The organism is Sporosarcina sp. FSL W7-1283 (genome assembly GCF_038003105.1).
Taxonomy (GTDB): Bacteria; Bacillota; Bacilli; order Bacillales_A; family Planococcaceae; genus Sporosarcina; species Sporosarcina newyorkensis.
This window is the reverse complement of record NZ_JBBOOL010000001.1, coordinates 776,768-802,340: the sequence shown is the minus strand read 5'-3', so window position 1 is coordinate 802,340 and position 25,573 is coordinate 776,768. Positions and strand designations below refer to the sequence as shown.

The following is a 25,573-nucleotide window of genomic DNA, read 5'->3' as shown; positions in this document are numbered from 1 at the left end:
GCAAGTCTCAATTTAAATACTAAGTGCCTGCAACGAGCCAAACACTTCCTGTTTCGAGTTTAACGCCGTTTGATCGATGAGCAAAAACTAGACATGAAAAAAGCTGCCACAGAAAGTCTTGTTTCAAAGACTTTCCGGACAGCTATTCTCACATCTTATTTCGCTACTTTTTTATTCTTCCGATTACCTGCGTGTTGTGTAATCCGGTCCAGGATGATCGCAACAATGACGATTGACAATCCTGTTTCGAAACCTTTACCGGTTTTCAGCTGAGTAACGGAACGATACACTTCTTCTCCGAGACCCGGTGCACCAACCATGGACGCGATGACGACCATCGATAGTGACAACATAATACTTTGGTTGACTCCTGCCATGATCGTGGATTTAGCCAATGGAATCTGCACTTTCAGTAAACGCTGTGATGTTTTAGAACCGAATGCTTCTGTTGCTTCGATTAAATCTTTTGGCACTTGTTCGATTCCGAGCATCGTCAAACGAATTGTCGGCGGCATGGAGAAAATGACAGATGCCACAACCCCGGGCACGACACCGATATTAAAGAAGAAAATCGCTGGCAATAAATAAACGAATGCCGGCATTGTCTGCATCAAGTCGAGAATCGGATTGATGATTTTCTTCACCGTTGCTTGTTGAGAACCCCAAATACCTAACGGAATCCCGATGAGTAACGCAATCGCGACCGAAGTCAGAACGAGAGCGAGCATTTGAAGCATTGGATACCAGTAACCTAAATAGTCAATGAACAACAAACCAATCAATGTAAACAACGCGATACCACGTGTCGACAAGAAATAAGCAATCACTGCAAAGATGACTGCCAGCAAAATGGAAGGTACTAAATCCATTAGCGTAACCGCACCTTCAACGGTACCTTTTAGGAAAGCAGAAATACCATCAAATACTGTGCCGAACGTGTCGACCAACCAATCTACTCCGTCATCGATCCAATCAGCAAATGGTAATCTTGGTAATAAATTATTCATGATCCGTCACCTCGTTTACTCCCGTTGCAACAGGATCGTTATTAATAAACTGTCCATTTCCAGCAAGCGCGCCAATTAACGCACCTCGGATAATGATTCCTTGCAGATGTTCTCTTTCATCCACTACCGCAACTGGAACGGAGGCAGTCGAAACCGTATCGAATAAATCTGTCAATACTGTATCTTGTGAAACCTTCGTAATGTCGCGAATGAGTACATCTTCTAGGAGCTTTCCTTCTTCTGTCGCTGTAAGTGCATCTTGTGCAGTGACAGCACCAAGCAAACGGTTCCCTTTATCCACTACATAAATAGAAGAAATGCTTAACTTTTTCATCAAGCGCAAGGCTACGCGGGCACCTCGATCGACTTGCACTGTGTCCGCTTTCTTCATAATATGCCATGCTGTCAATACCTTCGATAAATCGACGTCTTCGACAAAACGCTCGACATATTCATTGGACGGACTCATCAAAATTTCTTCCGGCGTTCCGATCTGGACGATATCGCCGTCTTTCATGAGTGCGATTCGATCTCCAATTCGCAACGCTTCATCCAAATCATGCGTAATGAAAATAATCGTTTTCCCCATGTCATGGTGAAGTTGCAACAATTCGTCTTGCATATCTTTACGAATCAACGGATCAAGCGCACTAAACGCTTCGTCCATTAGCAACACGTCCGGGTCATTTGCAAGCGCACGAGCTAGACCTACCCGTTGCTGCATCCCGCCACTGAGTTGATTCGGATATTGTTCTTCATAACCTGCCAAACCTACCAATCGCAAGGATTCTTTCGCCTTTTCTTGTCGCGTCTCCTTTGCGATGCCTTGAATTTCTAATCCATATTCTGTATTTTCCTGTATCGTCTTATGCGGAAACAATGCAAAGTTCTGGAACACCATGCCGATTTTTTTCCTGCGAACTTCACGCAACTGCTCCTTATTCATCTCCACAATATCTTTTCCATCGATCAATATCTTCCCCATCGTCGGATCGATCAAACGATTCAACATGCGTACAAGTGTCGATTTCCCACTTCCTGACAAGCCCATGATAACGAAGATTTCTCCATCATAGACGTCAAATGAAGCATTTTTTACACCGACCGTCGCGCCCGTCGCTTGTAAAATTTCCTTCTTGGACTTCCCCTCGTTCAGTAATTGCGCGGCACGTTTCGTATTCTTTCCGAATATTTTCGTCGTACCTTGTACTTCAATTTTCTTTGTCATTTCTTGATCACTCATGTGGACAACTCCCTAGCTTTCTAAAAACTTGACTTTATTATTATAGACGTAACAGTTTTGCAATACAACAGTTTAACCTAAATTAATTGTTTATACAGTAAAAACTGTACAAACTTTCATCTAAATATTGCTTTTACACGTCAAATATAATACGCTATATTAGCAATCGGGGAGAAATCCATCCTCAGTATTTTAATGGAGGTACACTTTATGGACGGTAAAGAACAACTTGAAAAATCACGCGAGCGAATTATCGAAACAATCGCGCAAAACATACATCTATACGGCCTGACTCCATCTGCAGGTAGACAATATGGCACGATGTTTTTCCATGACGATCCGTTGACATTGGATGACATGACAGAAGAACTCGGGATGAGTAAAACCAGCATGAGTACATCCGTCCGCGCCCTATCTGATTTGAAGTTAGTGGAACGCGCATGGAAACGAGGCGTCCGTAAAGACTTATACCAAGTCAAAGACGATTGGTATCAAAGCTTCATCGACTTATTCTCTATCAAATGGCGGCGCTCCATCTCTCTTTATTCCACCACCATCCGTAAGTCATTGAACGAGTTAAACAAGCTGGCAGCCGATCCATCCATTACAGATGATTTGAAACTAATGGTAGAAAGAGACATAGAGAAGCTTCGATACGTTCAAGATTATTATGAATGGCTAGATCGTCTGGTCGATGCATTTGAAGATCATGATATTTTTGATCTGGTACCACGAAAAGACGATATACAAGAGGGTAAATGACCGTGAGAGCTTAGGCTTTTGCGGTTTTCAAATAATAAAAAGCATTCCACTACCGTTTTATGGTAAGTGGAATGCTTAATCACTCCTTTATACATATCATGTGGTGTAGGAAGCAAAAGCTACTTGTTCAATCCCCCATTTACTCCACCTCAGGCAGCATGATTTCCTCCGCCTCATTCACCTTCCCATAATTCAAATCCACGGAAATCGTTACAGACTGCGTAGGATTTTTCCCTTCTGCTTCATAATGGAACTCTTTCAATCTCATATGATCTTTCGCAATCTTTACTTCGAGCTTTGAAGCGATATTCGATGAATCGACACCTTTAAACGACATATTAAATAGTTCCTGAAATACTTTATAAAAGTCTTGGTCATTTCCGTCGTATGTAAAAATATATTCATTGTCCTTCTCTTTCATTGCCAATTCTTCTTTGACTTCTCCGAGTCGATCGATCACTTTTTCGTATTGGACATTTAACAATTCTTCTTCTGTATATTGACCTGAAACATCTTCCCACCTTCCTCCGTTTTCATTAGCCAATACAACTTCTGCTTTTTTATAAACTTCTGCTTTCGTATCGTTCAGCTGACCATCCGTTGTTGTTACGTACGATGCATGGAAATCAGGCGACTCCTTGTCGACGTATTGTATTTTCCCTTTGTTAACCTGTTTCTGCTCTCCCTTTGCCATATCTTTCGCAAGCACCGTCAACGCCATGTCGATTTCATAACTCTTCAATTCTTCCGGTGATTGATCCAGACGTGTTTGGACTTCTTGCATCGTCAGGTTATCTGCCGATTCAGCACAAGCGCTGAGTACGATGGCGGAAAGAACTAACATCAGTAATCTACTAATACTTTTCATTCTTCTTCCTCCTAAACCAGTTTTCTCATAGTATAGCGTTTTCCTAATTTATCGAAAGTGCCTGAATGCCCACTGAACATTACCTATCATTTGACCCCTTCATTGAGAAATGCAGTACCTCCATCCACCTCTCTTAGTTTGCTGCATGTATATCGGGGAATTAAAGAAGCATAATGACAAGAAAGGGAATGAGTGACGATATGCTTTATGAATGTGCAATTATTGGCGGTGGACCCGCTGGATTGAGCGCAGCCCTGGTACTCGGTCGGGCGAGACGAAAAACGGTTATATTTGATGACGACCATGCACGGAATCGAGTGACACGGGAAGCACATGGTTTTTTAACAAGAGACGGCATCCAGCCTGCTGAATTAAGACGACTCGCCCGAGAGGAAATTGCGAATTACCCTTCCGTTGAGTTTCACAATGAGCGAATTGCTTCCATTGAGAGAATAGACGAGACACATTATGAATTAAGGACGGCGGGTGGAAAAATCTTTCGCAGTCAGAAAATTTTATTGGCAGTCGGTTTACAGGACGAACAACCAAATATCCCGGATATTGAACGCTTCTACGGAACATCCATATTCAGCTGCCCTTACTGTGACGGCTGGGAACTTCGCGATCAGCCTCTCGCCGTTATTGCGGATAAGAATGTCTTCAAAATTGCAGCAGAAGTCTATACATGGAGCCGTGATTTGATCGTCTTTACAAACGGCGAAGGTCAGCTTACAGCGGAAGAATGCAAAAAACTTAATGCGAAAGGAATACAAATCATAGACGACATGATCGCAGGACTGGAAGGAAAAAACGGACAACTTGAAAGCATTCGACTGGAAGACGGCACACTCATCGACCGCACCGGCGGATTCGCCTCCCCACTCTGGAGCCACCCTAACCAATTTGCAGCAGAACTAGGCTGTGAGCGTAATGAATATGGAGGAATTTCAACCGATGAATATGGACGCACCAGTGTATGGAACGTCTATGCAGCAGGCGACGCAGCACATATTGTCCCATCTCAATTAATTATTGCAGCGGGCACAGGCAGCGCGGCGGCGATCGGAATGAATGGTGATTTGACGAATGAATTTTTCGATTAAATAGATCAGACACTTTGTACAGTAAAAACTGTACATACAATAAATATAGGTAAAACGGTTGTATTGCAAACATATTACAGTTATACTAGTAAAGGTTCGCTATGACAGCGGAAACAAAAAGGTTGTACATACTATACAGACGTTGGACAACAAAACGTCCATCTCACTTGCAACCAAATACAAGGAGGAACTGTATCGTGTCATTTAAAAAGAAAGTTCTAGGATTCAGCTCAGTCGCTCTATTAGCAGTAGGTCTTGCTGCATGTGGCGGCGACAAAAATGAGGACACATCAAAAACTGACGGAGACAAAGACGCAACAGGCGCAACAGAATCCATCGGTAAAGCAGTAGACTACAAGATTACAGGAATCGACCCAGGCGCGGGCATCATGGAAGCAACGGACCGTGCACTTGAAGATTACAACTTAGAAAAGTGGGACGTTGTTACAGGTTCAGGCGCAGCCATGACGGCAGCATTGAAAAAAGCGTATGACAAAGAAGAGCCAATCATCGTAACAGGATGGTCTCCACACTGGAAATTCGCAAAATATGATCTTAAATACCTTGAAGATCCAGAAGGTTCTTACGGTGGGGCGGAAGAAATTCACACAATCGGACGTCTTGGTCTAGAAGAAGACTTACCGGAAGCTTACCAAGTTCTGAAAAACTTCCACTGGACAGAAGAAGATATGGCTGAAATCATGGTGGAAATCATTGACGGAGAAGATCCAAAAGTAGCAGCTCAAAACTGGATCGATGCCAATGAAGACAAAGTTGCTGAGTGGACAGACGGTGTAGAAAAAGTAGACGGCGATACGATTAAATTTGTATACGTAGCTTGGGACAGTACAGTTGCAAGCACGAATATGATGGCTCTTGTATTGGAAGACTTGGGGTATAAAGTTGAAATGTCACAAGTCGAAGCAGGTCCAATGTACACAGCAGTTGCTGATGGCAGTGCAGATGTATTGCTTGCAGGCTGGTTGCCAATCACACATGCAACATATATGGAAAAGTTTGAAGACAAACTGGACGATATCGGTGTAAGCATGGAAGATGTGAAAATCGGTCTAGTCGTACCAACCTATATGGAAATTAATTCAATTGAAGATTTGAAAGAGTAATAAGCAAAATAAAATCCCCCGGCATGGACAGATGAACTGTTTACGCCGGGGGATTTTCATTCAATGTTAGAAAAGTTTATAAACATTGTAAAACTATTTACCTTGTCAGCATAGCGGAGTACTTTTCCTCCATCACTTCCAAAATCATGCTCAGCACCATTCGATCTTCTATTCTTGGAGTGGAGTGAATCACTTGTTCCATTTCCACAATTGCCTGTCGAAGACCAGTCTCCTGGATCGACTCCTCTAAAAGGACCTGCAGACCCATATTGACGGCTGGGATATTGGATTCCTGCAAGCCATGTTGGTCGATCCATCCATATAGTTCATAAAGAGTATTTGCAGCCCGCCGCTGATGCTTTAGCCATGCAACTCCATCTGTACTTTGGGTATCTTGATTATTCAGCTTCAGTCGATCCTCAACCATCGTAGTGATTAATAATAAATTTTTGATGGCATGCTGATCACCGCCCCCCTTCACTTTTTCTTTTGCTTCCACTAACATTTCATGGACCGTATCATTGTACATTGACCATAAATCACGATTCGCGTCCTCCAGTTTATACGGCAGAATAAACTTATTGATAAGCAAGGCCAAAATAACTCCTGCCACTACGAACGCAACTCGTTCCAACGTCAACACCTCTGTCGTACCCGTGACCAAAGCCACTGCGCCGATTGCAGAGAATGTAACGAGGATTGTGTTATATCGATACGCTTTAACATAGCTCATCAAGTAACCTGCCATCATAAGCAAGACGGAACGAGCTGTATAGCTTTGAAATATCATAAATAAAATAGTGACGGCAACAGCTCCAATTGTCGTCGCAAATATACGGTCGCGCATCTTCTTTTGAGATTGTTCATACAGAGGGATAATAACAGACAATACCGTGAACATCATCCAGCGACCTTCCACTAGATCAAAAAAGTCTATCATGAATCCTGTAAGACTGATTCCAACCGCCATTCGAATCGCGTACGACAGCTTGATTGAATTCGTATGACTTGGCGTTTCACTAATCGTTAACTTTTGGAATTTCTGCGGAATTTGTTCTAACCTTTTGACAACGTTATAGTGCTCTTTGCCTAAGTTACTTAATTCAGCCAAATTGTCTTTTAAGAAACCAATATGATTGAGCATGCGCAACACAACTATATTATGATTACGTTCCGCTTTATATTTATGCAGCATTTGGTCAAAGGTATCTTCCAATAAAGTCATCGTTTCTTTATCTTGCAAGCCATCGATAGCCAATTCAAGACACTGTATGATATCTTGCAGCATAACTTCCCGCATTTCTTCCTCGGAAATTTCATCGAGCAGAATATCAATTTTTTCCAGTGCAACGGAAATATTTAATTTCAAACGTCCCTCTTCAGTCAAAAAGTAATTTTCTTCTCTTTTATCGTACACAATACCTCGCAAACCGCTAATATCACTGGTGATTTGTTCAGTAATTTCTTCGAGCGGTTCACCTTTTTGCAAGAGCCTCATCTTTTCAATCAAGGCTGTACAGATCGTCTGGACTTTTTGATCGCCACTCTTCGTGATTCTGTTTTTGTTCGCCAGCATTTGCATACCCATGATCGCAAGCGCACCAAAAGCGAGAGAAGCCAGTCGAAGAGGCATTTGATCTGCAGCTACCGGCATGGCTAAAATGAATACATATTGAAGGGAGAAAGGAAAGTAGAGAGGATTTTTCAAATTAAACAACAACGAATAGCTAATGACAAACATCGCTATGAAGTTGATTGGAATCGCCAGCCACATATTGAAACCTGTTAAGAATGCGGCTATACCGATGAAAAGGTTCAATACAACAAATTTCATGGTATTTCTAATCGGATGGCTCGTCAAATCTCTTTCCAGCAACATCAACATCGCGGTAATCGTCGACACACCAATTAAAATATTTTCACTGCCGAACACTGCACCAAAACCGAGAACAAATCCAAGGATGAAGATGAATAGTAAGGTGTTCGTCAGGATCATTTTTTTAGTCAGTTTCATTTACACTCACTTCTTCCATCTTTTTTCGTCGTAAAGTATTTTAACATTAAAGTTGTTTAAGGTAAAATGTAGAGCTTTGAACCTTCTTAACTCTTCTACAACTTTGCGGTCATAACCTACACTCAACTGCCCAAAACAAATCGACAATCTTCAAAACAGGATACCCAACCATCAAACGACAAATCCAATTATTTTGCACAAAAAATCCCCAACTCTTTCAAAGTCGGGGTCTATTTAAAACTATTCATTCGCCAGCTCTTTGTAAGCCAACACTTTCAAAGCCAATAATTCATCTTCGGAAAGTCTATCTTCATACCGAGAGAGCAACTCTTGCTTTTCCTCCGCAGATAAGCCACTTTTCATCTTGGATTGGAGTTCAGCGAGTTCGCTCACACTAAATTTCTTTACTAAAACACGCACCGCCTGATCTTTGGTTTTAAAAGGCAAATTGCGATCATCTATATTTTTTCCTTCCGCGATAAATGCTTGGAGCTCGGGATCATTCCGTACTTCCTGCTTAATCGCTTCGAGTTGACCATTACTTTCTAGTTCTGCTTCCACTTGATCCATCACTTCATCCGCGACGAGCTTGCTGCCGAAATAATATACACCATAGCCGATCGCAGCTATAAGGACGACTGTTGTGATGAGTATTTTTATTGCTTTCAAGGTAAACTCCTCCTTCTTCTATCTAGTATAAACGATTTCAGGTGAGCGTTGTTAGTTAATTGGTAATGACAAATGATGCCAGTACTTCTTGTTTCACTTGATTCGTAACTACCTACTTCCTGCGTAGGTCTAGGATTTATACAAAATTGCATCTCGAAAGCTACATTTATTGTCTCATTCGATTGCCCGCGATCATAAAACAACTTTACACGCTCATAAATCCCCACGGTCCGATCATATCTGCCCCTCAGCCGCTCATACATACACCCCAAGCGATCATAAATACAATGAACTCGATCATAAAACCATTCCAAACGCTCATACAGCAGTTTCTTCCTATACTCTCTGTTAGGTTACGACTCGTATAGAATATCCTTTCAATCTCTTGAACAATTATTTCACATCAAATCCAATCAAAAAACTCCCCAGCCGTTCGGACGGCCAGAGAGTACTTTTAATCCACTATTTATTCCTTAATCAATTCCAAATCAACTGGAATATCCGCATCCACATCTTCGCCATTCAATGCGGCAATCGCGGCTTCCATTGCTTTCTTCCCGATTTCTTCAGGTTTTTGTGCGATTGTTGCTGCCAGCTTGCCGTCTTTTACTGATTTGACTGCGTCGTCTGTTGCATCAAATCCGATGACAACGATATCTTTTCCAGCAGATTGGATTGCTTCCAAAGCACCTAACGCCATTTCGTCATTATGAGCGAACACGCCTGTAATTTCTGGGTTTGCTTGCAGAATGTTTTCCATTACAGTCAAACCTTCCGCACGGTTGAAGTTCGCAGTTTGCTTTGCTACGATGTCTACTTTTCCGTCGACTGCTTCGTTAAAACCTTCTCCTCGGTCACGAGCTGCTGAAGATCCTGCAATCCCTTCGAGTTCAGCGACTTTGGCATTTTCACCTAACAATTCAAGCAAATATTCTCCAGCCAATACACCGCCTGCTTTATTATCTGATGCAATATGCGAAACAACTTCTCCGCCTTCAGCACTACGGTCTACTGTGATTACTGGGATATTGGAATTATTCGCAGATTCCACTGCAGAAACAACAGCTTCTGAATCTGTCGGATTGATGATCAATAAATCGACACCTTGTTGAATTAAATCTTCTACGTCACTTGCTTGTTTAGACGCATCGTCCTGCGCATCGACTACGATGATTTTCGCTCCTGATTCTTTCGCCTGCTCTTTTGCCCCTTCACTTAACGTCACGAAGAATGGGTTATTCAAAGTTGAAACGGAAAGACCGATTTTAAACTCTTTGTCTCCATCTTTTCCTGCATCCCCATTATCTGACGAGGACTTCGAACCCGGCTGCTCTGTAGAACAAGCGGCCAATACTAAAACGACTACCATAAGTAATGCCCATTTCATTTTCTTCATTCTGTATACATCTCCTTATGCTGTTTTTTTACGATCCAAGAGAACCGCAATTAATATTACTGCACCCTTTACAACCTGTTGGAAGAAAGAAGATACACCAATCAAATTCAGACCATTGTTCAGAACACCGATAATCAACGCACCGACCAACGTACCGACAATCCAGCCTCGTCCGCCAGTCAAACTTGTCCCGCCAAGAACAACAGCGGCAATCGCGTCGAGTTCAAACATATTCCCTGCAGTCGGCTGAGCTGAATTCAAACGCGACGTCAGAATCAACGAAGCGATTGCAGTCAAACCACCTGCCAATGAGTATACATAAATCTTAATTCGATCGACATTAATACCAGATAAACGTGACGCTTCTTCATTACCGCCCACTGCATAAACTCGGCGGCCAAATGTCGTCTTCTTTAAAATGAAGTAGAGTACCGCAAAGGTGATGGACATCGTAATGACCGGTACCGGAATACCGAAAAAGTATCCTTTGCCTAACATTGTGAAGACTGCAGAATCCCCTAGACCTGAAATCGGGCGTCCTTCTGTATAGACAAGTGTCAGCCCTCGGAAAATCGTCATCGTTGCAAGTGTTGCGATAAATGGTGCGACTTTCCCTTTCGCGATAATCAAACCGTTGATCGCTCCGAGTATCACACCGAGTAATACGCCAAGCAACATCGCAAGCAACGGATCCATACCGCCCGACATCATACCTGCCGTCACTGCACCTGTTAAAGCCAGGATGGATCCGACCGATAGATCAATACCGCCGGTCAAAATAACAAACGTCATCCCGAACGCAATCAAGGCATTAATGGACACTTGACGCAGCACATTAAATAAGTTATTCAGTGTCAAAAAGCTTGGGCTCATAATTGAAATAATAACAATGATCAGAAGCAGCCCAATTACTGGACCTAGTTTCTGTAACGACCCCTTCATATTAGGCTTGGACAACTTTGTCACCTCCTGTTGCAAAATGCATAATCCGTTCTTGTGTCATGTCCTCTTTCGGAATGTCCGCCATCAACTGACCTTCATGCATGACCAAGACGCGATCCGCCATACCGATGACCTCCGGCAATTCAGATGAAATCATTACGATCGCCACTCCCCGTTCAGCTAATTCATTGATAATGCTGTAAATTTCTTTCTTTGCTCCGACATCCACACCTCTTGTCGGTTCATCCAAAAACAAAATATCCGGCTCGATCCCCAACCATTTCGCAATGACGACTTTTTGCTGATTGCCGCCACTCAACGACTTCACTGCCTGTTCAGGACCGGATGTTCGAACGCGCAACCGTTTCGACATCATATCGTAAAGCGCATTTTCTTTCCCCTTCCGGATAATTGCTGATTGGGAAATGCGATCAAAATTCGTCAAACTCATATTGTCCCTTACAGAGAAATCCAAAATCAGTCCTTCTGATTTCCGGTCTTCTGTGACGTATCCAATGCCAAGCTTTTTTGCCTGCAAAGGATTTGAGATTGTTACCGGTTTGCCGTCAATAAAAATCTGGCCGGAAGTCAGTTTCCTATACCCGAATATGGATTGGATGACTTCTGTTCTGCCTGCACCCATCAAACCTGCAATGCCTAGAATTTCACCTTTGCGCACTTCGAACGACACATCTTCGAAAAATCCGTCATGCGTCAAACCTTCCACTTTCATCTTGACATCGCCGATATCATGTGACCGTTTAGGGAACCGTTCCCCTAATTCCCGGCCTACCATCATTTGCACAATTTCTTCAAATGTCGTTTCTTTAATTTTCCGTACACCGACATACTGGCCGTCCCGTAAAATCGTGATTCGATCACACATCGCAAAAATTTCTTCCATCCTATGCGAAATATAAACGAACGACACTCCTTGTGCCTGCAATGAACGAACCGTCTCAAATAACGTTTCGATTTCCCGATCGGTCAAAGCAGCAGTCGGCTCATCCATGATAATCACTTCTGCATTGGATGAAACTGCCTTTGCGATCTCTATAATCTGCTGTTTACCGACAGAAAGCTCGCGCGTGACCGTACGTGCATCGATATCGAGTCCCAATTTGGATAAAATCTCTTCAGCTTGCCGGTTCATTTCTTTCGTCTTTAAGATACCGCTCTTGCCAAACGTCTGCTCATTACCTAAATAAAAGTTTTCCGCCACCGTCAAGTCCGGTAGAATATTTAGCTCTTGGTGAATGACCGCAATGCCCGCTTCTTCTGCTTCTTTTGCGTTCTTGAACTCCACTTTCTCTCCTTTGACCCACACTTCTCCCGCATCACGCGAATAAATGCCGGTCAAAATCTTCATCATTGTGGATTTACCTGCTCCGTTCTCACCCATGAGCGCATGGATTTCGCCTTTTTTCACTTCAAATTGGACGTCTTCCAACACTTTGTTTCCATTAAAGCTTTTTGAAATTCCACTCATCGCAATCATCTCTGCTCACCCACTTTCAGAATATGACGCCTGACTGCAAAATACAATTCGCATACGGTGTCGCTTCTCCTGTACGAATAATGACCTTGGACTGTTTGGACAATTCTTTTAGTTCTTCGTGAGAAACCTCGGTGAACGGGCTTCCTACTCGTTCCATTTCTTCATATATCTCAATATTCTCGGCTTTCATTTCTTCCGCGATATACACTTTCTCCGCTTCAAAATCCTTCAGCAATTCGAATAAAACCTCTGTGAAACCCGGCTTTCCAAGCTTGTAAGACAAGTCGATGCAAGGCACGCCTTCAGGAATCGGAAGACCGCAATCTGCGATCGTCAATTGATCGGTATGTCCCATTCTCGCAAGCACTGCCGCTAGTTCACGATTGATCATTCCGTTTTTCTTCATTGTACTTCTGATCCTTCTTCCATACGTTTTTCCACTTCTTCAGAAGCGGGCATTCCGCCTTGCGCACCGAACTTTTCCACGGACAGCGAAGCCGCTGCATTGGCGAAACGAACAGCTCGCTCAAGATCCATTCCTTCGACGATGCCATGAGCAAGCGCACCGTTGAATGTATCCCCTGCTCCTGTCGTGTCAACAGCTTTCGTCTTGAAACCTTCCACGATCACATGTCGCTGCCCATCAAAATAACGCGCCCCTTCACTGCCGAGCGTCACAATCAATCGGTTTGGATGCGTCTCTAACGCATCGACCATATCGACTCCGAAAAGCTGTTCACACTCGGTTTCATTTGGCGTTAAATACGTAATGAACGGCAACATTTCCGCTTTGAATCCTCCGGCAGGTGCCGGATTCATCAAAACAGGCACACCGAATTCGCGGCATTTTTCCAGTGCATACATGACGGTTGGAATCGGAATCTCCAGCTGGAACATAACGACTTTACTTTTCTTGATGACTTCGTCCATCGCGTCGATATGAGCCGGCGTCAGCAATGAATTCGCACCCGGCACCACGATGATCCGGTTATCGCCTTCCGACAATAAAATATTAGCGATCCCTGAAGCGCCGTCTACCACGCCAACTCCTGTACAATCGACTTCATTCTTTTGCAAATTGCTTACGATACTCTTGCCGAACATATCGTCACCTACACAGCACACCATATGGACACTGCTTCCAAGCCTTGCTGCCGCAACCGCTTGATTCGCACCTTTCCCTCCGGGTACTGTATCAAAAATATCGCCGAGAACTGTCTCGCCCTGCGTAGGGAAATTATCCGTCCCAACAACTAAATCCATATTGGCACTGCCGATCACCGTTATCATCAAGCTCCACTCCTTGTTGTTCCTCGAATAATCAATTCAGCTTGTATCTGAATTTCACTCTCTTCCAGTTCCTGTCCTTCAATCAATTTAATGAGCATCCTGGATGCTAACGCACCAATCTGGTACAGGTCCTGAGCCACCGTCGTTAAACTCGGTGTCAGCTGGCCAGCAAGCATCGTGCCGTCATATCCGACAATTTGCAATTGATCCGGCACAGAGATACCTAGCGAATAGGCCGCTTTCATTGCGCCTGCTGCAGATACATCACTACTCGCGAAAATACCGTCGATGGACTGTTGCTGTAAAATAGTCCGTGCAATCGACTCCGACGCATCAAATTGGAACGGACTTTCCACTACCTCTATTTCTATATCTTTGCCTTCTACTGCATCCATAAAACCCATCAAACGATCATCTGCCGGGCCTAATCCAGATGGTCCTTTCATACAAAGGATTTTCCGACAACCGTTCGCCAGTAAATGCTCCGTCCCGATACGCGCACCTTCTCTATTATCTGTCGCCACCAAAGGAATTGACGGATGGATCCGACGGTCAATGGCGACGATTGGAACATTCAAATCTGTATAATGGGAGGTTTCTGCATGACTCGCCGCCACTATGAATCCCGCAACATATTTTTGCTGCAACGTATTAAGATAATGAATTTCCTTCTCAATCTTTTCATCCGAATTACATAGAACGACGGTGTAGTCATACTCTAGCGCCACGTCTTCTATTGCACGAGCCAACTCAGGAAAAAACGGATTGACGATGTCTGGCACGATCAATCCGATAAACATGGCTTGCTTTGTATTTAGCGAACGCGCCACTAAACTCGGTCGATAATTCAGCTCCTCAACCGCCGCTGAAATCACACGTTTCGCTTCTTCACTAATATAGCCCTTATTATTCAAATAACGTGAAACAGTCGCTACTGAAACTCCTGCCTTCTGGGCAACATCCCGTATATTCGCCAACCATTCCACCTTCATTCTGGTCTTGTGTAACCGGTACCACATTCATACAATGTGGTACCGGTTACACATAATATATCAACTGGGAATTTTGATGTCAATAGAGGAAACGAACAAAGATGGAAGCTGGTTGTGGTGGAGAAAACTCGGGAGGTATTCTGAAAATAAGAAGCCGCGTAAAGCACCAAACTCGGGTGGTACCGAACCAAAGTAGCATAGGAACGAACCAAAGTCATGCCGGATCGAACCAAAACTCTTCCCGACCGCACATTAGTCCAGTTGCAACGAACCAAACCAGCCATGCACCGCACCTTTCTATCGCTATGGCAACTAATTAAATATATAAATGAAGTCACCCTGATAACGTTTTTTCAACCAATGGACAACAAGATTCAACAGTAACAGGGCGTGATACCAACTGTCATAGGGATGCGTTATAATGGGTGGATGAAGACTTAAAATTGATCGGTAACGGAGGCTCTTATGCATAAATTTGATGAATCTTTTGTTGATATTCTTATTCAGTTTGAAAACGATAGGAAGTGGATGTCTGTCCAGAATTGGATGGTCGAAACTCCAGCCTTTATTCAATCCAATAAGACCTTACTTGAAGCGGCGAAAGTAATGAAAGAACTTAAGTTAGACTTTCTTCCCATAGTGGATCCGCATCATAAACCATATGGCGTCGTGACTCCTAAAGATGTGATGGAAGCTTTCGTTAACGGCGATGAAGGCGATGATTTACTTGAGACCTTCCCTACTCTGCAAGTTGCACAAATAGAAGAGAACACACTTTTAAGCGATCTGGCTCCCCTCCCTGCGGATGTATTTTTGATTACGGATCAACACGGAGTGCTGACGGGCCTCATCACATACAAGGAAATCTTTAGTGGGATTGCCGCTTTGATGGAGAGCTATGTGAAGAACGATAAAGTTTCCGACGTTTTAGATGTCATCTTGGAAAAAGCGTACGAAGGTGTGGCGGTTGTAGATGAAAATGGGATAATCATTGAATTTAATGCAGCTTATAGTAAATTTACTGGAGTTCCAAGAACAGAAGCGATTGGCAGGCATGTCATAGACGTGATCGAAAACACTAATCTGCATGAAACGGTTCAAAAAGGAATCCCAGAACGTGGGGTCCTTCAGAATATACAAGGCCAAGACATGGTAGTGCACCGAATTCCTATTTGGAAGAATGGCAAAGTGGTAGCTGCAATCGGTATGCTAATCTTTGAAGGCGTTTCGGATATTTATCGTATATACGAACGGCTGCAGCTTCAGAAGATCATGTCGGATACTGAATCACCCCCTTCCTCCCAAGATAATCTCTCGAGTTTCGATCAAATCATCGGCTCGAGTGAAGCTATTTCTAATTTGAAACGAAAAGCACGGACAGCTGCGCGTACAGAAGTCGTTGTATTATTGAATGGAGAACATGGAACCGGAAAAAAAGCATTTGCGGAAAGTATTCATCACCTAAGCCCACGGAATGCGGAGTCATTCATCTGCATTTCATGCAAGAATGAGGAACCACACATAATAGAAGATCAGCTTTTTGGGAATCCAGATGGAGAGCCTGGCATACTTTCAGGGGATAGAAAAGGTACGCTCTACTTGCAGGATATCGACTTCCTGCCTATAGCTATTCAAAAGAAATTGCTAAATGTCCTGCGAAAAAAACCAGTGGACCTCCCCATTCAGCTAATCATCTCATCTACACGGAATTTAAGTGAACTGGCAGAAACGAATGATTTCAGTTCGGAGTTGTATGCACAATTAAATCCATTACAACTCATCATTCCGCCACTTCACGAAAGAAAAGAGGATATCCCTTTCTTATTGTCACACTTCATGCGTGAAATTTGTTTTGCGTATAAAATTCCGGAAAAATCCTTTTCACCATCTGCCGTAACCTATTTAATGAACCACCATTGGATCGGTAACATTGAGGAATTAATCGACGTCATAGAGGACTTGGTTAAGAGAGTTCCTTCCGAAATCATCGAGCAGACCGACTTGCCACAAAGCATCTTGAACGAGCAAAGCGTTGCCACATTAGAAAGCATGAGAGAAAAACAAGATTCAGAGGAAAAAAGAATTATTTTAGACTTATTGGATCAAACGGATGGGAATAAGTCACGTACTGCAGAGTTACTGGGCATCCATAGAACAACTTTGTATAAAAAATTAAGAAAATTTAACATCTTGACTTAAGTGTAGCCTCAGTGCTACACTCAAGTCATCAATAAAAAGTGTAGCTAATCAGCTACACTTTTTTATTACCTGTTTTGAATTCACTGAAGGTACTAACAGAGTTATAGAACAAAAAGGAGTTGAAGCAATGGGAACTAGTAAAACTTTTCAAATGCCACCGACTATACTTTATCTACAAGATTCTTTTAAGCAAGTTGGTGAAAAAGCTTCCTTACATGGTAAAAAAGCGTTAATCATCAGCGACCATGTGATGGAAAAACTAGGTTATATTGAAGATTGCCAAAAATATTTATCCAGTAACTCCGTCGACAGTATTGTTTTTCTCGGGGTGGCTTCAGAGCCTACAGATCAATATGTAGAGAACTCGCTACAACTTTTTCAACATCAACAATGCGACCTCATTATTTCATTAGGAGGCGGAAGTTGTATCGATACTGGGAAAGCGGTCGCGGTACTGGCTGCCAACGGAGGGTATATCGGAGATTATATGGGACAGCAAAAAATAGCCGACCAAACACCCATACCTCATATTGCAATTCCAACAACTGCTGGAACAGGTTCAGAAGCAACAGATGTTACTGTCATTACAAATTCAACTACTCAAGTAAAAATGATGATTAAACAGCCTGCCTTTATGCCAAATGTTGCGATTGTTGATCCTTTATTAACTCTCTCCTCACCACAGAATGTAACAGCCGCCACGGGAGTAGACGCACTGAGTCATGCGATCGAAGCATATATCTCTAAAAAGGCTCATCCAATGACAGATATGATGGCCCTATCGGCTATCAAACTAATTTCCGAAAATCTCTACAAAGCTTACATGGAAGGACAAAATCTTGAAGCAAGAGCAGGTATGTCCCTCGCTGCATTGCAGGCAGGAAGCGCATTTTCAAATGCTTCTGTATGCCTGGTACATGGCATGTCTAGACCAATCGGGGCACTATTTGATGTACCACATGGCTTTTCAAATGCGATGCTTTTGCCTGCCATATTAGAGTATAGCAAGGATTCATGTATTGATAGACTTGCAGACATCGGAAGAATATTTTCACCCAATGCCAAGCAATTCACAAACGAAGTTGCTGCCGAATTTGCCGTTCAGTCTGTCAAAGATTTATGCAATTCATTGAACATTCCTAACCTAGAAAGATGGGGAATTCCTCGAGATGGATTTGTAAGCGCTATCAACAAAATGTCAAAAGACGCTATGGATAGTGGAAGTCCCGGCAATAATCCAAAAGTGCCGACTGAAGAAAATATCGCGAGTCTTTACCACGTTTGCTACGACTACCAGTTTTAATAAATAGGAGGTCATAAAGATGACAATAACAAAAATTGAGACACTAAAAAACTATATTAACGGTGAATGGGTATCGGCTACAACTGATCAAACAGAAGAGGTCTACAACCCTGCGACAGGTGAAGTCATCGCTAATGTTCCGATTTCCACAAAAGAGGATTTAGATTCTGCAGTCCAAGTTGCCAGCGAAGCATTTGTTACATGGAAAGAAGTTCCTGTGCCGCGCCGTGCTCGAATTCTTTTCAAGTATCAGCAACTGCTGGTGGATCATTGGGATGAGCTCGCTCGGATCATAACAGTTGAAAATGGTAAGAATTTTACAGAAGCACATGGCGAAGTGCTCCGTGGAATTGAATGTGTAGAATTTGCAGCAGGCGCTCCTACGTTGATGATGGGTGACAATTTACCATCCATCGCTTCAGGTCTGGAATCAGGTACTTACCGCTATCCGGTCGGTGTCGTCGGCGGCATCACTCCGTTCAACTTCCCGATGATGGTTCCATGCTGGATGTTTCCGATGGCGATTGCCATGGGGAATACATTTGTATTGAAGCCCTCTGAACGTACGCCGCTGTTGGCAAACCGATTGGCTGAACTGCTGGAGGAAGCTGGCTTACCAAAAGGTGTATTTAATATCGTCCACGGGGCACATGACGTGGTGAATGGAATCTTGGACCATAAAAAGATTGCAGCCATTTCGTTTGTCGGGTCACAGCCTGTTGCTGAATATGTTTATAAGCGAGGGACCGATAATCTGAAGCGTGTTCAAGCTCTAGCTGGGGCGAAAAACCACTCCATCGTTCTTAAAGACGCCAACCTGGAAAACGCCGCTAATCAAATTATCAATGCAGCATTCGGCTCAGCAGGCGAACGTTGCATGGCGTGTTCGGTAGTTGCGGTTGAAGACGAAATCGCGGAAGAATTTGTTGAAACATTACTCAATCGGGCAAATGAACTGACAATTGGAAATGGGTTAGATGAAGGCATATTTCTGGGTCCCGTCATCCGAGATACGCATAAAGAACGTACGGAACAGTACATTGCGACTGGCGAACAAGAAGGTGCTACATTGATTCATGACGGTCGTCTAGACAACACAGCTCAGGAAAAAGGCTATTTTGTCGGACCGACTATTTTTGATCATGTGACGAGTGAGATGAAAATTTGGCAAGACGAAATATTCGCACCTGTCCTATCGATTAGCCGAGTGAAAAACTTGGATGAAGCAATTGAATTATCAAACCAATCCATGTTTGCTAACGGCGCTTGTATTTTCACTAGAGACGGTGGTCATGTCCGTACATTCCGCGAAAATATTGATGCCGGAATGCTCGGAGTAAATATCGGTGTACCGGCGCCGATGGCTTTCTTCCCTTTCTCAGGTTGGAAGGATTCGTTTTACGGCGACCTGCACACCAACGGGAAAGATGGTGTGAACTTCTATACACGGAAGAAAGTCATGACTGGGCGTTGGGAATAAGAGAAGTACTATACTAAAAAACAACTAAAGGAGGACGTAACATGTATGACTTTTTCGCACCGACCGTAAACTTTTTCGGAAATGGTTCAGTTGAGGTAGTTGGTGAACGCTGTGAAATACTGGGCGGTAAAAAGGCTTTAATTGTAACAGATAAATTTCTAAAAGGACTGGAAAATGGACCTGTTACCAAAGTCGTCAACTCATTGAATAAGGTCGGAATCAATGTCGCCTATTTTGACGGAGTAGAACCAAATCCTAAAGATTATAATATTTACGACGGTTTGAAAGAGTACCAAGAAAAAGAATGCGATCTGATTATCACAGTGGGCGGAGGCAGTGCACATGACTGCGGAAAAGGGATAGGTATTGCCGCAACGCATGACGGCGATTTATATGAAAACTATGCAGGTATCGAAAAACTGCAACATCCACTGCCCCCTATTGTCTGTGTCAATACAACCGCAGGAACAGGCAGTGAAGTTACACGCCATTGCGTCATCACGAATGTTGAAAAGAAAATAAAATATGTTATTGTGAGCTGGAGAAATACACCACTCGTATCTATAAACGACCCTGAGCTAATGATTGATAAACCAGCAAGCTTAACAGCAGCAACCGGAATGGATGCTTTAACCCACGCAATTGAATCGTATATATCGCTTGGAGCTAATGCCGTCACGGACTCTATGGCCATTCAAGCCATAAAACTTATTTCCGACAACTTAAGACAGGCAGTAGCCAATGGACGCAATATGATTGCCCGGGACAATATGACAAACGCCTCCCTGCTCGCCGGCATGGCGTTCAATAATGCAGGATTAGGCTACGTCCATGCCATGGCACACCAATTAGGCGGTCTATACGATATTCCACACGGCATAGCAAACGCTGTCTTGCTGCCGCATGTACTGGAATACAACATGATTTCAGACCTGGAAAAGTTCGCAAACATCGCGGAATTCATGGGAGAAAACATCGAAGGAATCTCAAAACGGGATGCCGCATTTAAAGCAATAGAAGCTATCAAAAACCTATCGAAAGACGTCAATATTCCAAGCAATCTTCAAGTACTCGGTGTGAAGTCATCAGACTTCGAATTAATGGCGAGACTTGCTCTAGAAGACGGAAACGCCGGAAGCAACCCGATTCAAGGCACCGAAAAAGATATTATCGGTATTTTTAAAGCAGCCTACTGAAACAGTCTGGCTATAGAGGTTATTGTGGATAGTCGGTTACATCGACTTTCTGCAATAACCTTTTTTTCCGTCTAGTTAAATTTCATGATTCCCCTCCTCCAGCCGTTTTCCTGTCCACCTTAGCCGAAAAACCGGCTCCATCTGCCGTCTTATCGGTTGTCCTATTCAAAAAACACGATAATTACCAGTTTTCCAAGTTGGCACGCATCTTGCACTATAAGAAGATGAGTACAAAAAGGGAGGAATCATTTATGAAGGCACCAGTCGTTAGTGGAAAAGAACAAGAAAAAAATTCAGAAACACTTATGAAAGCAGCAATTGTAAGCGAATTCCAACAAGAGTTGGAACTTCAGGATGTACCAAAACCGAAACCGGGACCTGGTCAGGCGCTTGTAAAAATTGAAGCTTGTGGTGTGTGCCATACTGATTTACATGCAGTCAATGGTGATTGGCCTGTTAAACCGAAACTTCCACTCATCCCTGGGCATGAAGGTGTTGGCGTCGTGGAGAAAATCGGACCGGGCGTGACAGCTGTTAAAGTTGGAGATCGTGTCGGGATTCCTTGGCTGTATTCCGCATGCGGGGAATGCGACTATTGCCTGAAAGGACAGGAGACGCTTTGCCACAATCAGGAGAATGGCGGTTATTCCGTTGATGGCGCATATGCAGAATATTGTCTGGCAGCAGCGGATTACGTGGCCAAAATTCCTGAAAGTCTAAGTTCTGTCGATGCAGCGCCGATCCTCTGTGCAGGAGTGACAACTTATAAAGCGTTGAAAGTATCCGGTGCAAAGCCTGGTGATTGGGTAGCGATTTATGGAATCGGAGGACTTGGGCATGTCGCACTGCAATACGCAAAGGCGATGGGCTTCAACGTTGTAGCGGTCGATATTGCGGATGAAAAACTGGAACTCGCTAAGAAACTAGGAGCCGATGTAACGGTAAATGGTAAAAAAGAGGATCCAGCTGAAGCGATTCAATCACAAGTTGGCGGTGTCCAGGCAGCTATCAGTGTCGCTGTGACGAAAGTTGCATTCGAACAAGCATATCATTCTGTCAAACGCGGAGGCTCACTCGTTGTAGTCGGACTGCCGCATGATGAACTCCCAATTCCGATTTTTAACACAGTTTTAAATGGAGTTACTGTAAAAGGTTCCATCGTCGGTACTCGTATTGATATGAAAGAAGCGCTTGATTTTGCTGCACGCGGCAAAGTAAAAGCACAGATTGAAACTGCTCCGCTTTCCAATGTCAATTCGATTCTAGATAAAATGGAAAAAGGTAAAATTAATGGAAGAATCGTTTTAACATTTGATTGATCGAAACGCTCTTTCTTACTATAAGTAGATAACTAAAAATAAGCTAATTAAATAGGGGGATTCTCTAAGTCAATATAGGACTAGAAGAATCCCCCTCTTTTTCATGTTTCATTCAAATAATAACGGAGCTTTCTTGTAGTTACGCCAAGCTTTTGGGCTGTTTCTTTACGATTTCCGGCCGTTTCGTGGAGCGATTTTTTTATAAGTGCAGTTGCCGTTCGTTTTTCCATCGTTTTCATAAGAGACAGAACATCGTCAAGAGACTGTTGTTCTGACCCATTATAAATATTCATTACTTTTTTTGAAAAGTCATTCCACTCGTCGGGGAAACGGACTGGTTCAACCGAAGCGGCAATCGGAAAAGATTTCGTTTTTCCTATGATCCGATCTGGCAGTAAGTCTGGTGTGATGATAGCCCCTTCTTTTACGATAGCAGCTGTTCTGCGGATCAGGTTGGATAGTTCACGCATATTTCCCGGCCAATCGTGTTGTTGCAGCAGTTCTAATGCGTCTGGAGAAAAAGTGATTGTTTCACCAGATTGCTCGATGAATAAGTCGATTAATAACGGGATATCTTCCCTACGTTCACGGAGCGGAGGAATGTTCAGTTTAACAACATCCAGCCGGAATAATAAATCTTCTCTAAAGGCGCCGCGTTGTACAGCTTCATCAAGGTTGACATGAGATGCAGCAATGATTCGGGCAGAAGTACGCTCCGTTTTCGTTCCGCCAATTTTGATGAACTCGCCCGTTTCGAGAACTCGTAACAGTTTTACTTGTGTCGATAAGGAGGCTTCAGCGATCTCATCAAGAAAAAGAGTACCTGATGAAGCAGCCTCAAAATATCCGGCCCGGTCTGTCATGGCACCAGTGAATGCACCTTTCACGTGACCGAATAATTCACTTTCCAAGATTGTTTCGGAAAGGGCACCGCAGTTAATATTTAGCAGCGACCCGGCAGAACGTCGGCTTGCTGCGTGGATGAACTTTGTAAGCACTTCTTTACCGGTTCCTGTTTCGCCCTCTATTAAAACTGTAACTTGCTTAGGCGCAATTTTATAGGCAAGCTCATACAACTGATGCATCGAGCGACTAGTCCCAAGGAAACAACCCAATTCCATAGCGATCCTCTTGAATTCAGCTTCTTCTCCGACGTCAAATTGTGGATTTGCAAGAAGTCGGTCGATCAATTGGTCGATTAAATTAATATCTTCAAAAGGTTTTTCTATAAAATCGGCCGCCCCATGTTTTATAGCATCTACAGCGATTTTGACCGTGCTGTATCCGGTCATAACTACACACGGGCAATGCGTAGCTTGCATTTTCATTGCCTTCAATACGTCTATGCCATTTCGATCCGGAAGACGGACATCGATAAACGCAAGTGTAAACAGCGAGAAGTCCGTAATTTTGTCAAATTCCTTTCCACTTTTCACATGTGTTGTCCGGAAACCTTTTAATTCAATGAGACGTGATAAAAATCGGCCAAGTTCGATTTCATCTTCCACAATTAAAATATGTTCCAAGATTTCACTGCCTTTCTTCATTTAATGGAAGTGCAAGAGAAAATGTTGTCCCACTGCTCTCTTCTGATCTGGCAGATAAAATTCCACCATGAGCTTGCGAAATTCCGAAGCTGACGGATAATCCGAGACCCGTCCCACTGTCTGCATCCTTCGTTGTGAAAAAGGGATGAAAGATGTCATCAAGCACTTCCTTCGCGATACCTACCCCGTTATCTGTAATTGATAAAACTGCCGAGCCTTCCAATAACTCCGTCCGAATTAAAATCTTTTTTTCCTCTGCAGATGTCATTGTCAGCGCATCTTTTGCATTCATCAGCAAGTTGACAGCGACTTGAACCAGCTGTTGTGAGTTACCGTTTACGTACGGTAGATCAGGAGCAAGCACCACGTCAATTGAAATATGGTTTTGTTCAATTTGCCTGCGGGTCAGACTGAGCGCTTCATTGACAGCATCATTTAAAGAACAGGGTTTAAAGGTTGGAATCTCCTGACGCGAAAACACAAGCAGACTGCGGATAATCGTACGGCATCTTTTCCCGCACTGATCGATGTCTTCTAGCAATGGCTTCATTTGTTCATTAGCAGATTGGGTCCGAAGCAGAAGTTGCGTGTTTCCAATGATTGCGGTCAGCGGATTGTTCAGTTCGTGTGCAACCCCGGCAGCCATCTCTCCAATTGCCGCCAGCTGTCCGGAATGCATGAGTTGCATTTCCATCCTGCGCTTTTCTGTTACGTCTTTACGATAGACAATGACTGCATCAATGGAGTCATCCAGTCCCAAAAGCGGATAGCATGAACTATCATAAATTTTATTATCATGATGCAGTTCGGCAGATTGCGGTTTTTTTGTTTGAATCGTCAGTTGAAAAGGGTTTTCCGCAGACCCGGTTGCTTGTTCCATGAATTCACTGATATTCTCGCCGATGCCAAGCGACCAATCCATTCGCGCCGCATCATTTCTCGATAAGATGGTGCCGTCAGGAGCTATGATTAAAATCGTGTCAGACACGGCTCGGAAGGTCTCTTCCCATCGCTGTTTTCCAGCAAGAACCTCACCATAAAGCCGCGCATTTTCCATGCAAACCGCTATTTGGTCTGCAAAATGAAAAAAGAAAGAAAGGTCATCTTCATCGCACTGAAAATATGATCGGCTTGCAAACGACAGAACTCCAATCATTTTGCCGTTGCTCTTTAATGGAAAAAGATGCATAGAAGCTAATGCAAGATGCTGGATTCCTTTTTCTTCAAAGAAAGAAGCATGTTCATTTTTGTGATAAACCGAGTAGTCTCCTGTTGTAAAGAAATTCTGGTCTAAGGAGTCTTCACCTCGAAAAAGTGTATTTTCCCCCTGAGAGATGACATGTTCCGGATAAATATAGGACCGAATGATTTTAGTATCTGCTACAAGCGCGACACTGAGAAGATCAATCGGATATACAGTTTTTAATTTGGCAAATGTATTTTCCAACATATTCTCTACCGAGAAATTAATTGTAAAACTCCTCATCACTTCATTGATCATTTCAAGTTGGCTGTTTTTCTTTTTCAGTTGGTCCACAGTGGACTTCAGCTCGGAATAATAATTGTGTTTGGATGACTGTACCCCTGTCAATAAATCAATCATTTCGTGTCTTTTCATCGT

General features: G+C 43.2%; 21 protein-coding genes. 8 read left to right on the top strand and 13 right to left on the bottom strand.

Going from position 1 to position 25,573, the window contains the following annotated elements:
* Positions 1–155 precede the first annotated feature (155 nt).
* Positions 156–1,007, bottom strand: a complete 852-nt coding sequence (locus MKY93_RS03765) for an ABC transporter permease (RefSeq protein ID WP_009766010.1) — start codon at positions 1,005–1,007, stop codon at positions 156–158.
* Positions 1,000–2,250: a quaternary amine ABC transporter ATP-binding protein gene (locus MKY93_RS03760; RefSeq protein ID WP_078817154.1), complete on the bottom strand. Its 1,251-nt coding sequence runs from the start codon at positions 2,248–2,250 to the stop codon at positions 1,000–1,002. Before MKY93_RS03760 ends, MKY93_RS03765 begins: the two co-directional genes overlap by 8 nt.
* 195 nt (positions 2,251–2,445) lie before the next feature.
* On the opposite strand from MKY93_RS03760, the gene MKY93_RS03755 reads away from it, so the two are divergent.
* Positions 2,446–3,012 carry a GbsR/MarR family transcriptional regulator gene (locus MKY93_RS03755; protein WP_009766012.1) on the top strand — a complete coding sequence of 189 codons (567 nt, stop codon included), beginning with the start codon at positions 2,446–2,448 and terminating at the stop codon, positions 3,010–3,012.
* A gap of 139 nt (positions 3,013–3,151) precedes the next feature.
* Here the strand turns inward: MKY93_RS03755 and MKY93_RS03750 are convergent, their stop codons facing one another.
* The gene (locus MKY93_RS03750; protein WP_340758298.1) at positions 3,152–3,880 is read right to left on the bottom strand and encodes a DUF6612 family protein; all 729 of its coding nucleotides are present in this window, start codon (positions 3,878–3,880) and stop codon (positions 3,152–3,154) included.
* A gap of 188 nt (positions 3,881–4,068) precedes the next feature.
* Between MKY93_RS03750 and MKY93_RS03745 the strand changes: the two genes are divergently transcribed.
* Positions 4,069–4,983 (top strand): NAD(P)/FAD-dependent oxidoreductase, encoded by a 915-nt coding sequence (locus tag MKY93_RS03745; protein WP_340758297.1) that lies wholly within the window; start codon positions 4,069–4,071, stop codon positions 4,981–4,983.
* 197 nt (positions 4,984–5,180) lie between these two features.
* A complete protein-coding gene (locus MKY93_RS03740) occupies positions 5,181–6,107 on the top strand; it encodes a glycine betaine ABC transporter substrate-binding protein (RefSeq protein WP_340758296.1) in 927 nt (308 codons plus the stop codon).
* Between the two features lie 97 nt (positions 6,108–6,204).
* Here the strand turns inward: MKY93_RS03740 and MKY93_RS03735 are convergent, their stop codons facing one another.
* The 8 genes from MKY93_RS03735 to MKY93_RS03700 form a co-directional block, all read right to left on the bottom strand.
* Entirely contained in the window at positions 6,205–8,121 is a 1,917-nt protein-coding gene (locus MKY93_RS03735; protein ID WP_340758295.1) for an FUSC family protein, read from the bottom strand.
* Positions 8,122–8,361: 240 nt separating this feature from the next.
* Positions 8,362–8,790, bottom strand: coding sequence for a hypothetical protein (locus tag MKY93_RS03730; RefSeq protein WP_078817149.1), 429 nt, complete (start codon positions 8,788–8,790; stop codon positions 8,362–8,364).
* Positions 8,791–9,256: 466 nt separating this feature from the next.
* The gene (rbsB, locus tag MKY93_RS03725) at positions 9,257–10,186 is read right to left on the bottom strand and encodes a ribose ABC transporter substrate-binding protein RbsB (RefSeq protein ID WP_340758294.1); all 930 of its coding nucleotides are present in this window, start codon (positions 10,184–10,186) and stop codon (positions 9,257–9,259) included.
* 15 nt (positions 10,187–10,201) lie between these two features.
* Entirely contained in the window at positions 10,202–11,128 is a 927-nt protein-coding gene (gene rbsC / locus MKY93_RS03720; protein ID WP_078817363.1) for a ribose ABC transporter permease, read from the bottom strand.
* A gap of 1 nt (position 11,129) precedes the next feature.
* Complete coding sequence (locus tag MKY93_RS03715; protein WP_340758293.1) at positions 11,130–12,626, bottom strand: sugar ABC transporter ATP-binding protein; 1,497 nt, start codon at positions 12,624–12,626, stop codon at positions 11,130–11,132.
* Positions 12,627–12,642: 16 nt separating this feature from the next.
* Positions 12,643–13,032, bottom strand: coding sequence for a D-ribose pyranase (rbsD, locus tag MKY93_RS03710; protein WP_340758292.1), 390 nt, complete (start codon positions 13,030–13,032; stop codon positions 12,643–12,645).
* Positions 13,029–13,916, bottom strand: coding sequence for a ribokinase (gene rbsK, locus MKY93_RS03705; protein WP_078817145.1), 888 nt, complete (start codon positions 13,914–13,916; stop codon positions 13,029–13,031). The genes rbsD and rbsK overlap by 4 nt, the downstream gene beginning before the upstream one ends.
* Entirely contained in the window at positions 13,916–14,908 is a 993-nt protein-coding gene (locus MKY93_RS03700; RefSeq protein ID WP_340758291.1) for a LacI family DNA-binding transcriptional regulator, read from the bottom strand. Before MKY93_RS03700 ends, rbsK begins: the two co-directional genes overlap by 1 nt.
* 465 nt (positions 14,909–15,373) lie before the next feature.
* On the opposite strand from MKY93_RS03700, the gene MKY93_RS03695 reads away from it, so the two are divergent.
* The 5 genes from MKY93_RS03695 to adhP all read left to right on the top strand — a co-directional run bounded on the left by MKY93_RS03695 (position 15,374) and on the right by adhP (position 22,405).
* On the top strand, positions 15,374–17,107 hold the full coding sequence (locus tag MKY93_RS03695) for a sigma 54-interacting transcriptional regulator (protein ID WP_340758290.1): 1,734 nt from the start codon (positions 15,374–15,376) through the stop codon (positions 17,105–17,107).
* A 127-nt stretch (positions 17,108–17,234) separates the two neighbouring features.
* Complete coding sequence (locus MKY93_RS03690; RefSeq protein WP_340758289.1) at positions 17,235–18,410, top strand: iron-containing alcohol dehydrogenase; 1,176 nt, start codon at positions 17,235–17,237, stop codon at positions 18,408–18,410.
* 19 nt (positions 18,411–18,429) lie between these two features.
* Positions 18,430–19,890: a CoA-acylating methylmalonate-semialdehyde dehydrogenase gene (locus MKY93_RS03685; RefSeq protein WP_340758288.1), complete on the top strand. Its 1,461-nt coding sequence runs from the start codon at positions 18,430–18,432 to the stop codon at positions 19,888–19,890.
* Between the two features lie 41 nt (positions 19,891–19,931).
* On the top strand, positions 19,932–21,086 hold the full coding sequence (locus tag MKY93_RS03680) for an iron-containing alcohol dehydrogenase (protein WP_078817140.1): 1,155 nt from the start codon (positions 19,932–19,934) through the stop codon (positions 21,084–21,086).
* 305 nt (positions 21,087–21,391) lie between these two features.
* Positions 21,392–22,405 (top strand): alcohol dehydrogenase AdhP, encoded by a 1,014-nt coding sequence (gene adhP, locus MKY93_RS03675; protein WP_340760900.1) that lies wholly within the window; start codon positions 21,392–21,394, stop codon positions 22,403–22,405.
* Between the two features lie 101 nt (positions 22,406–22,506).
* Here adhP and MKY93_RS03670 read toward each other — a convergent pair whose 3' ends face one another.
* Together MKY93_RS03670 and MKY93_RS03665 are read right to left on the bottom strand one after the other, a co-directional pair.
* A complete protein-coding gene (locus MKY93_RS03670) occupies positions 22,507–23,952 on the bottom strand; it encodes a sigma-54-dependent transcriptional regulator (protein WP_340758287.1) in 1,446 nt (481 codons plus the stop codon).
* Positions 23,936–25,570 (bottom strand): ATP-binding protein, encoded by a 1,635-nt coding sequence (locus tag MKY93_RS03665; protein WP_340758286.1) that lies wholly within the window; start codon positions 25,568–25,570, stop codon positions 23,936–23,938. The genes MKY93_RS03670 and MKY93_RS03665 overlap by 17 nt, the downstream gene beginning before the upstream one ends.
* Positions 25,571–25,573: the final 3 nt, after the last annotated feature.

What these genes read in the sequence shown, in the direction of transcription:
- MKY93_RS03765 (WP_009766010.1), bottom strand. Translation starts at nt 1,007, where the DNA reads ATGAATAATTTATTACCAAGATTACCATTTGCTGATTGGATCGATGAC.
- MKY93_RS03760 (WP_078817154.1), bottom strand. Translation starts at nt 2,250, where the DNA reads ATGAGTGATCAAGAAATGACAAAGAAAATTGAAGTACAAGGTACGACG.
- MKY93_RS03755 (WP_009766012.1), top strand. Translation starts at nt 2,446, where the DNA reads ATGGAGGTACACTTTATGGACGGTAAAGAACAACTTGAAAAATCACGC.
- MKY93_RS03750 (WP_340758298.1), bottom strand. Translation starts at nt 3,880, where the DNA reads ATGAAAAGTATTAGTAGATTACTGATGTTAGTTCTTTCCGCCATCGTA.
- MKY93_RS03745 (WP_340758297.1), top strand. Translation starts at nt 4,069, where the DNA reads ATGAGTGACGATATGCTTTATGAATGTGCAATTATTGGCGGTGGACCC.
- MKY93_RS03735 (WP_340758295.1), bottom strand. Translation starts at nt 8,121, where the DNA reads ATGAAACTGACTAAAAAAATGATCCTGACGAACACCTTACTATTCATC.
- rbsB (WP_340758294.1), bottom strand. Translation starts at nt 10,186, where the DNA reads ATGAAGAAAATGAAATGGGCATTACTTATGGTAGTCGTTTTAGTATTG.
- rbsC (WP_078817363.1), bottom strand. Translation starts at nt 11,128, where the DNA reads ATGAAGGGGTCGTTACAGAAACTAGGTCCAGTAATTGGGCTGCTTCTG.
- MKY93_RS03715 (WP_340758293.1), bottom strand. Translation starts at nt 12,626, where the DNA reads ATGATTGCGATGAGTGGAATTTCAAAAAGCTTTAATGGAAACAAAGTG.
- rbsD (WP_340758292.1), bottom strand. Translation starts at nt 13,032, where the DNA reads ATGAAGAAAAACGGAATGATCAATCGTGAACTAGCGGCAGTGCTTGCG.
- rbsK (WP_078817145.1), bottom strand. Translation starts at nt 13,916, where the DNA reads ATGATAACGGTGATCGGCAGTGCCAATATGGATTTAGTTGTTGGGACG.
- MKY93_RS03700 (WP_340758291.1), bottom strand. Translation starts at nt 14,908, where the DNA reads ATGAAGGTGGAATGGTTGGCGAATATACGGGATGTTGCCCAGAAGGCA.
- MKY93_RS03695 (WP_340758290.1), top strand. Translation starts at nt 15,374, where the DNA reads ATGCATAAATTTGATGAATCTTTTGTTGATATTCTTATTCAGTTTGAA.
- MKY93_RS03690 (WP_340758289.1), top strand. Translation starts at nt 17,235, where the DNA reads ATGGGAACTAGTAAAACTTTTCAAATGCCACCGACTATACTTTATCTA.
- MKY93_RS03685 (WP_340758288.1), top strand. Translation starts at nt 18,430, where the DNA reads ATGACAATAACAAAAATTGAGACACTAAAAAACTATATTAACGGTGAA.
- MKY93_RS03680 (WP_078817140.1), top strand. Translation starts at nt 19,932, where the DNA reads ATGTATGACTTTTTCGCACCGACCGTAAACTTTTTCGGAAATGGTTCA.
- adhP (WP_340760900.1), top strand. Translation starts at nt 21,392, where the DNA reads ATGAAAGCAGCAATTGTAAGCGAATTCCAACAAGAGTTGGAACTTCAG.
- MKY93_RS03670 (WP_340758287.1), bottom strand. Translation starts at nt 23,952, where the DNA reads ATGAAGAAAGGCAGTGAAATCTTGGAACATATTTTAATTGTGGAAGAT.
- MKY93_RS03665 (WP_340758286.1), bottom strand. Translation starts at nt 25,570, where the DNA reads ATGAAAAGACACGAAATGATTGATTTATTGACAGGGGTACAGTCATCC.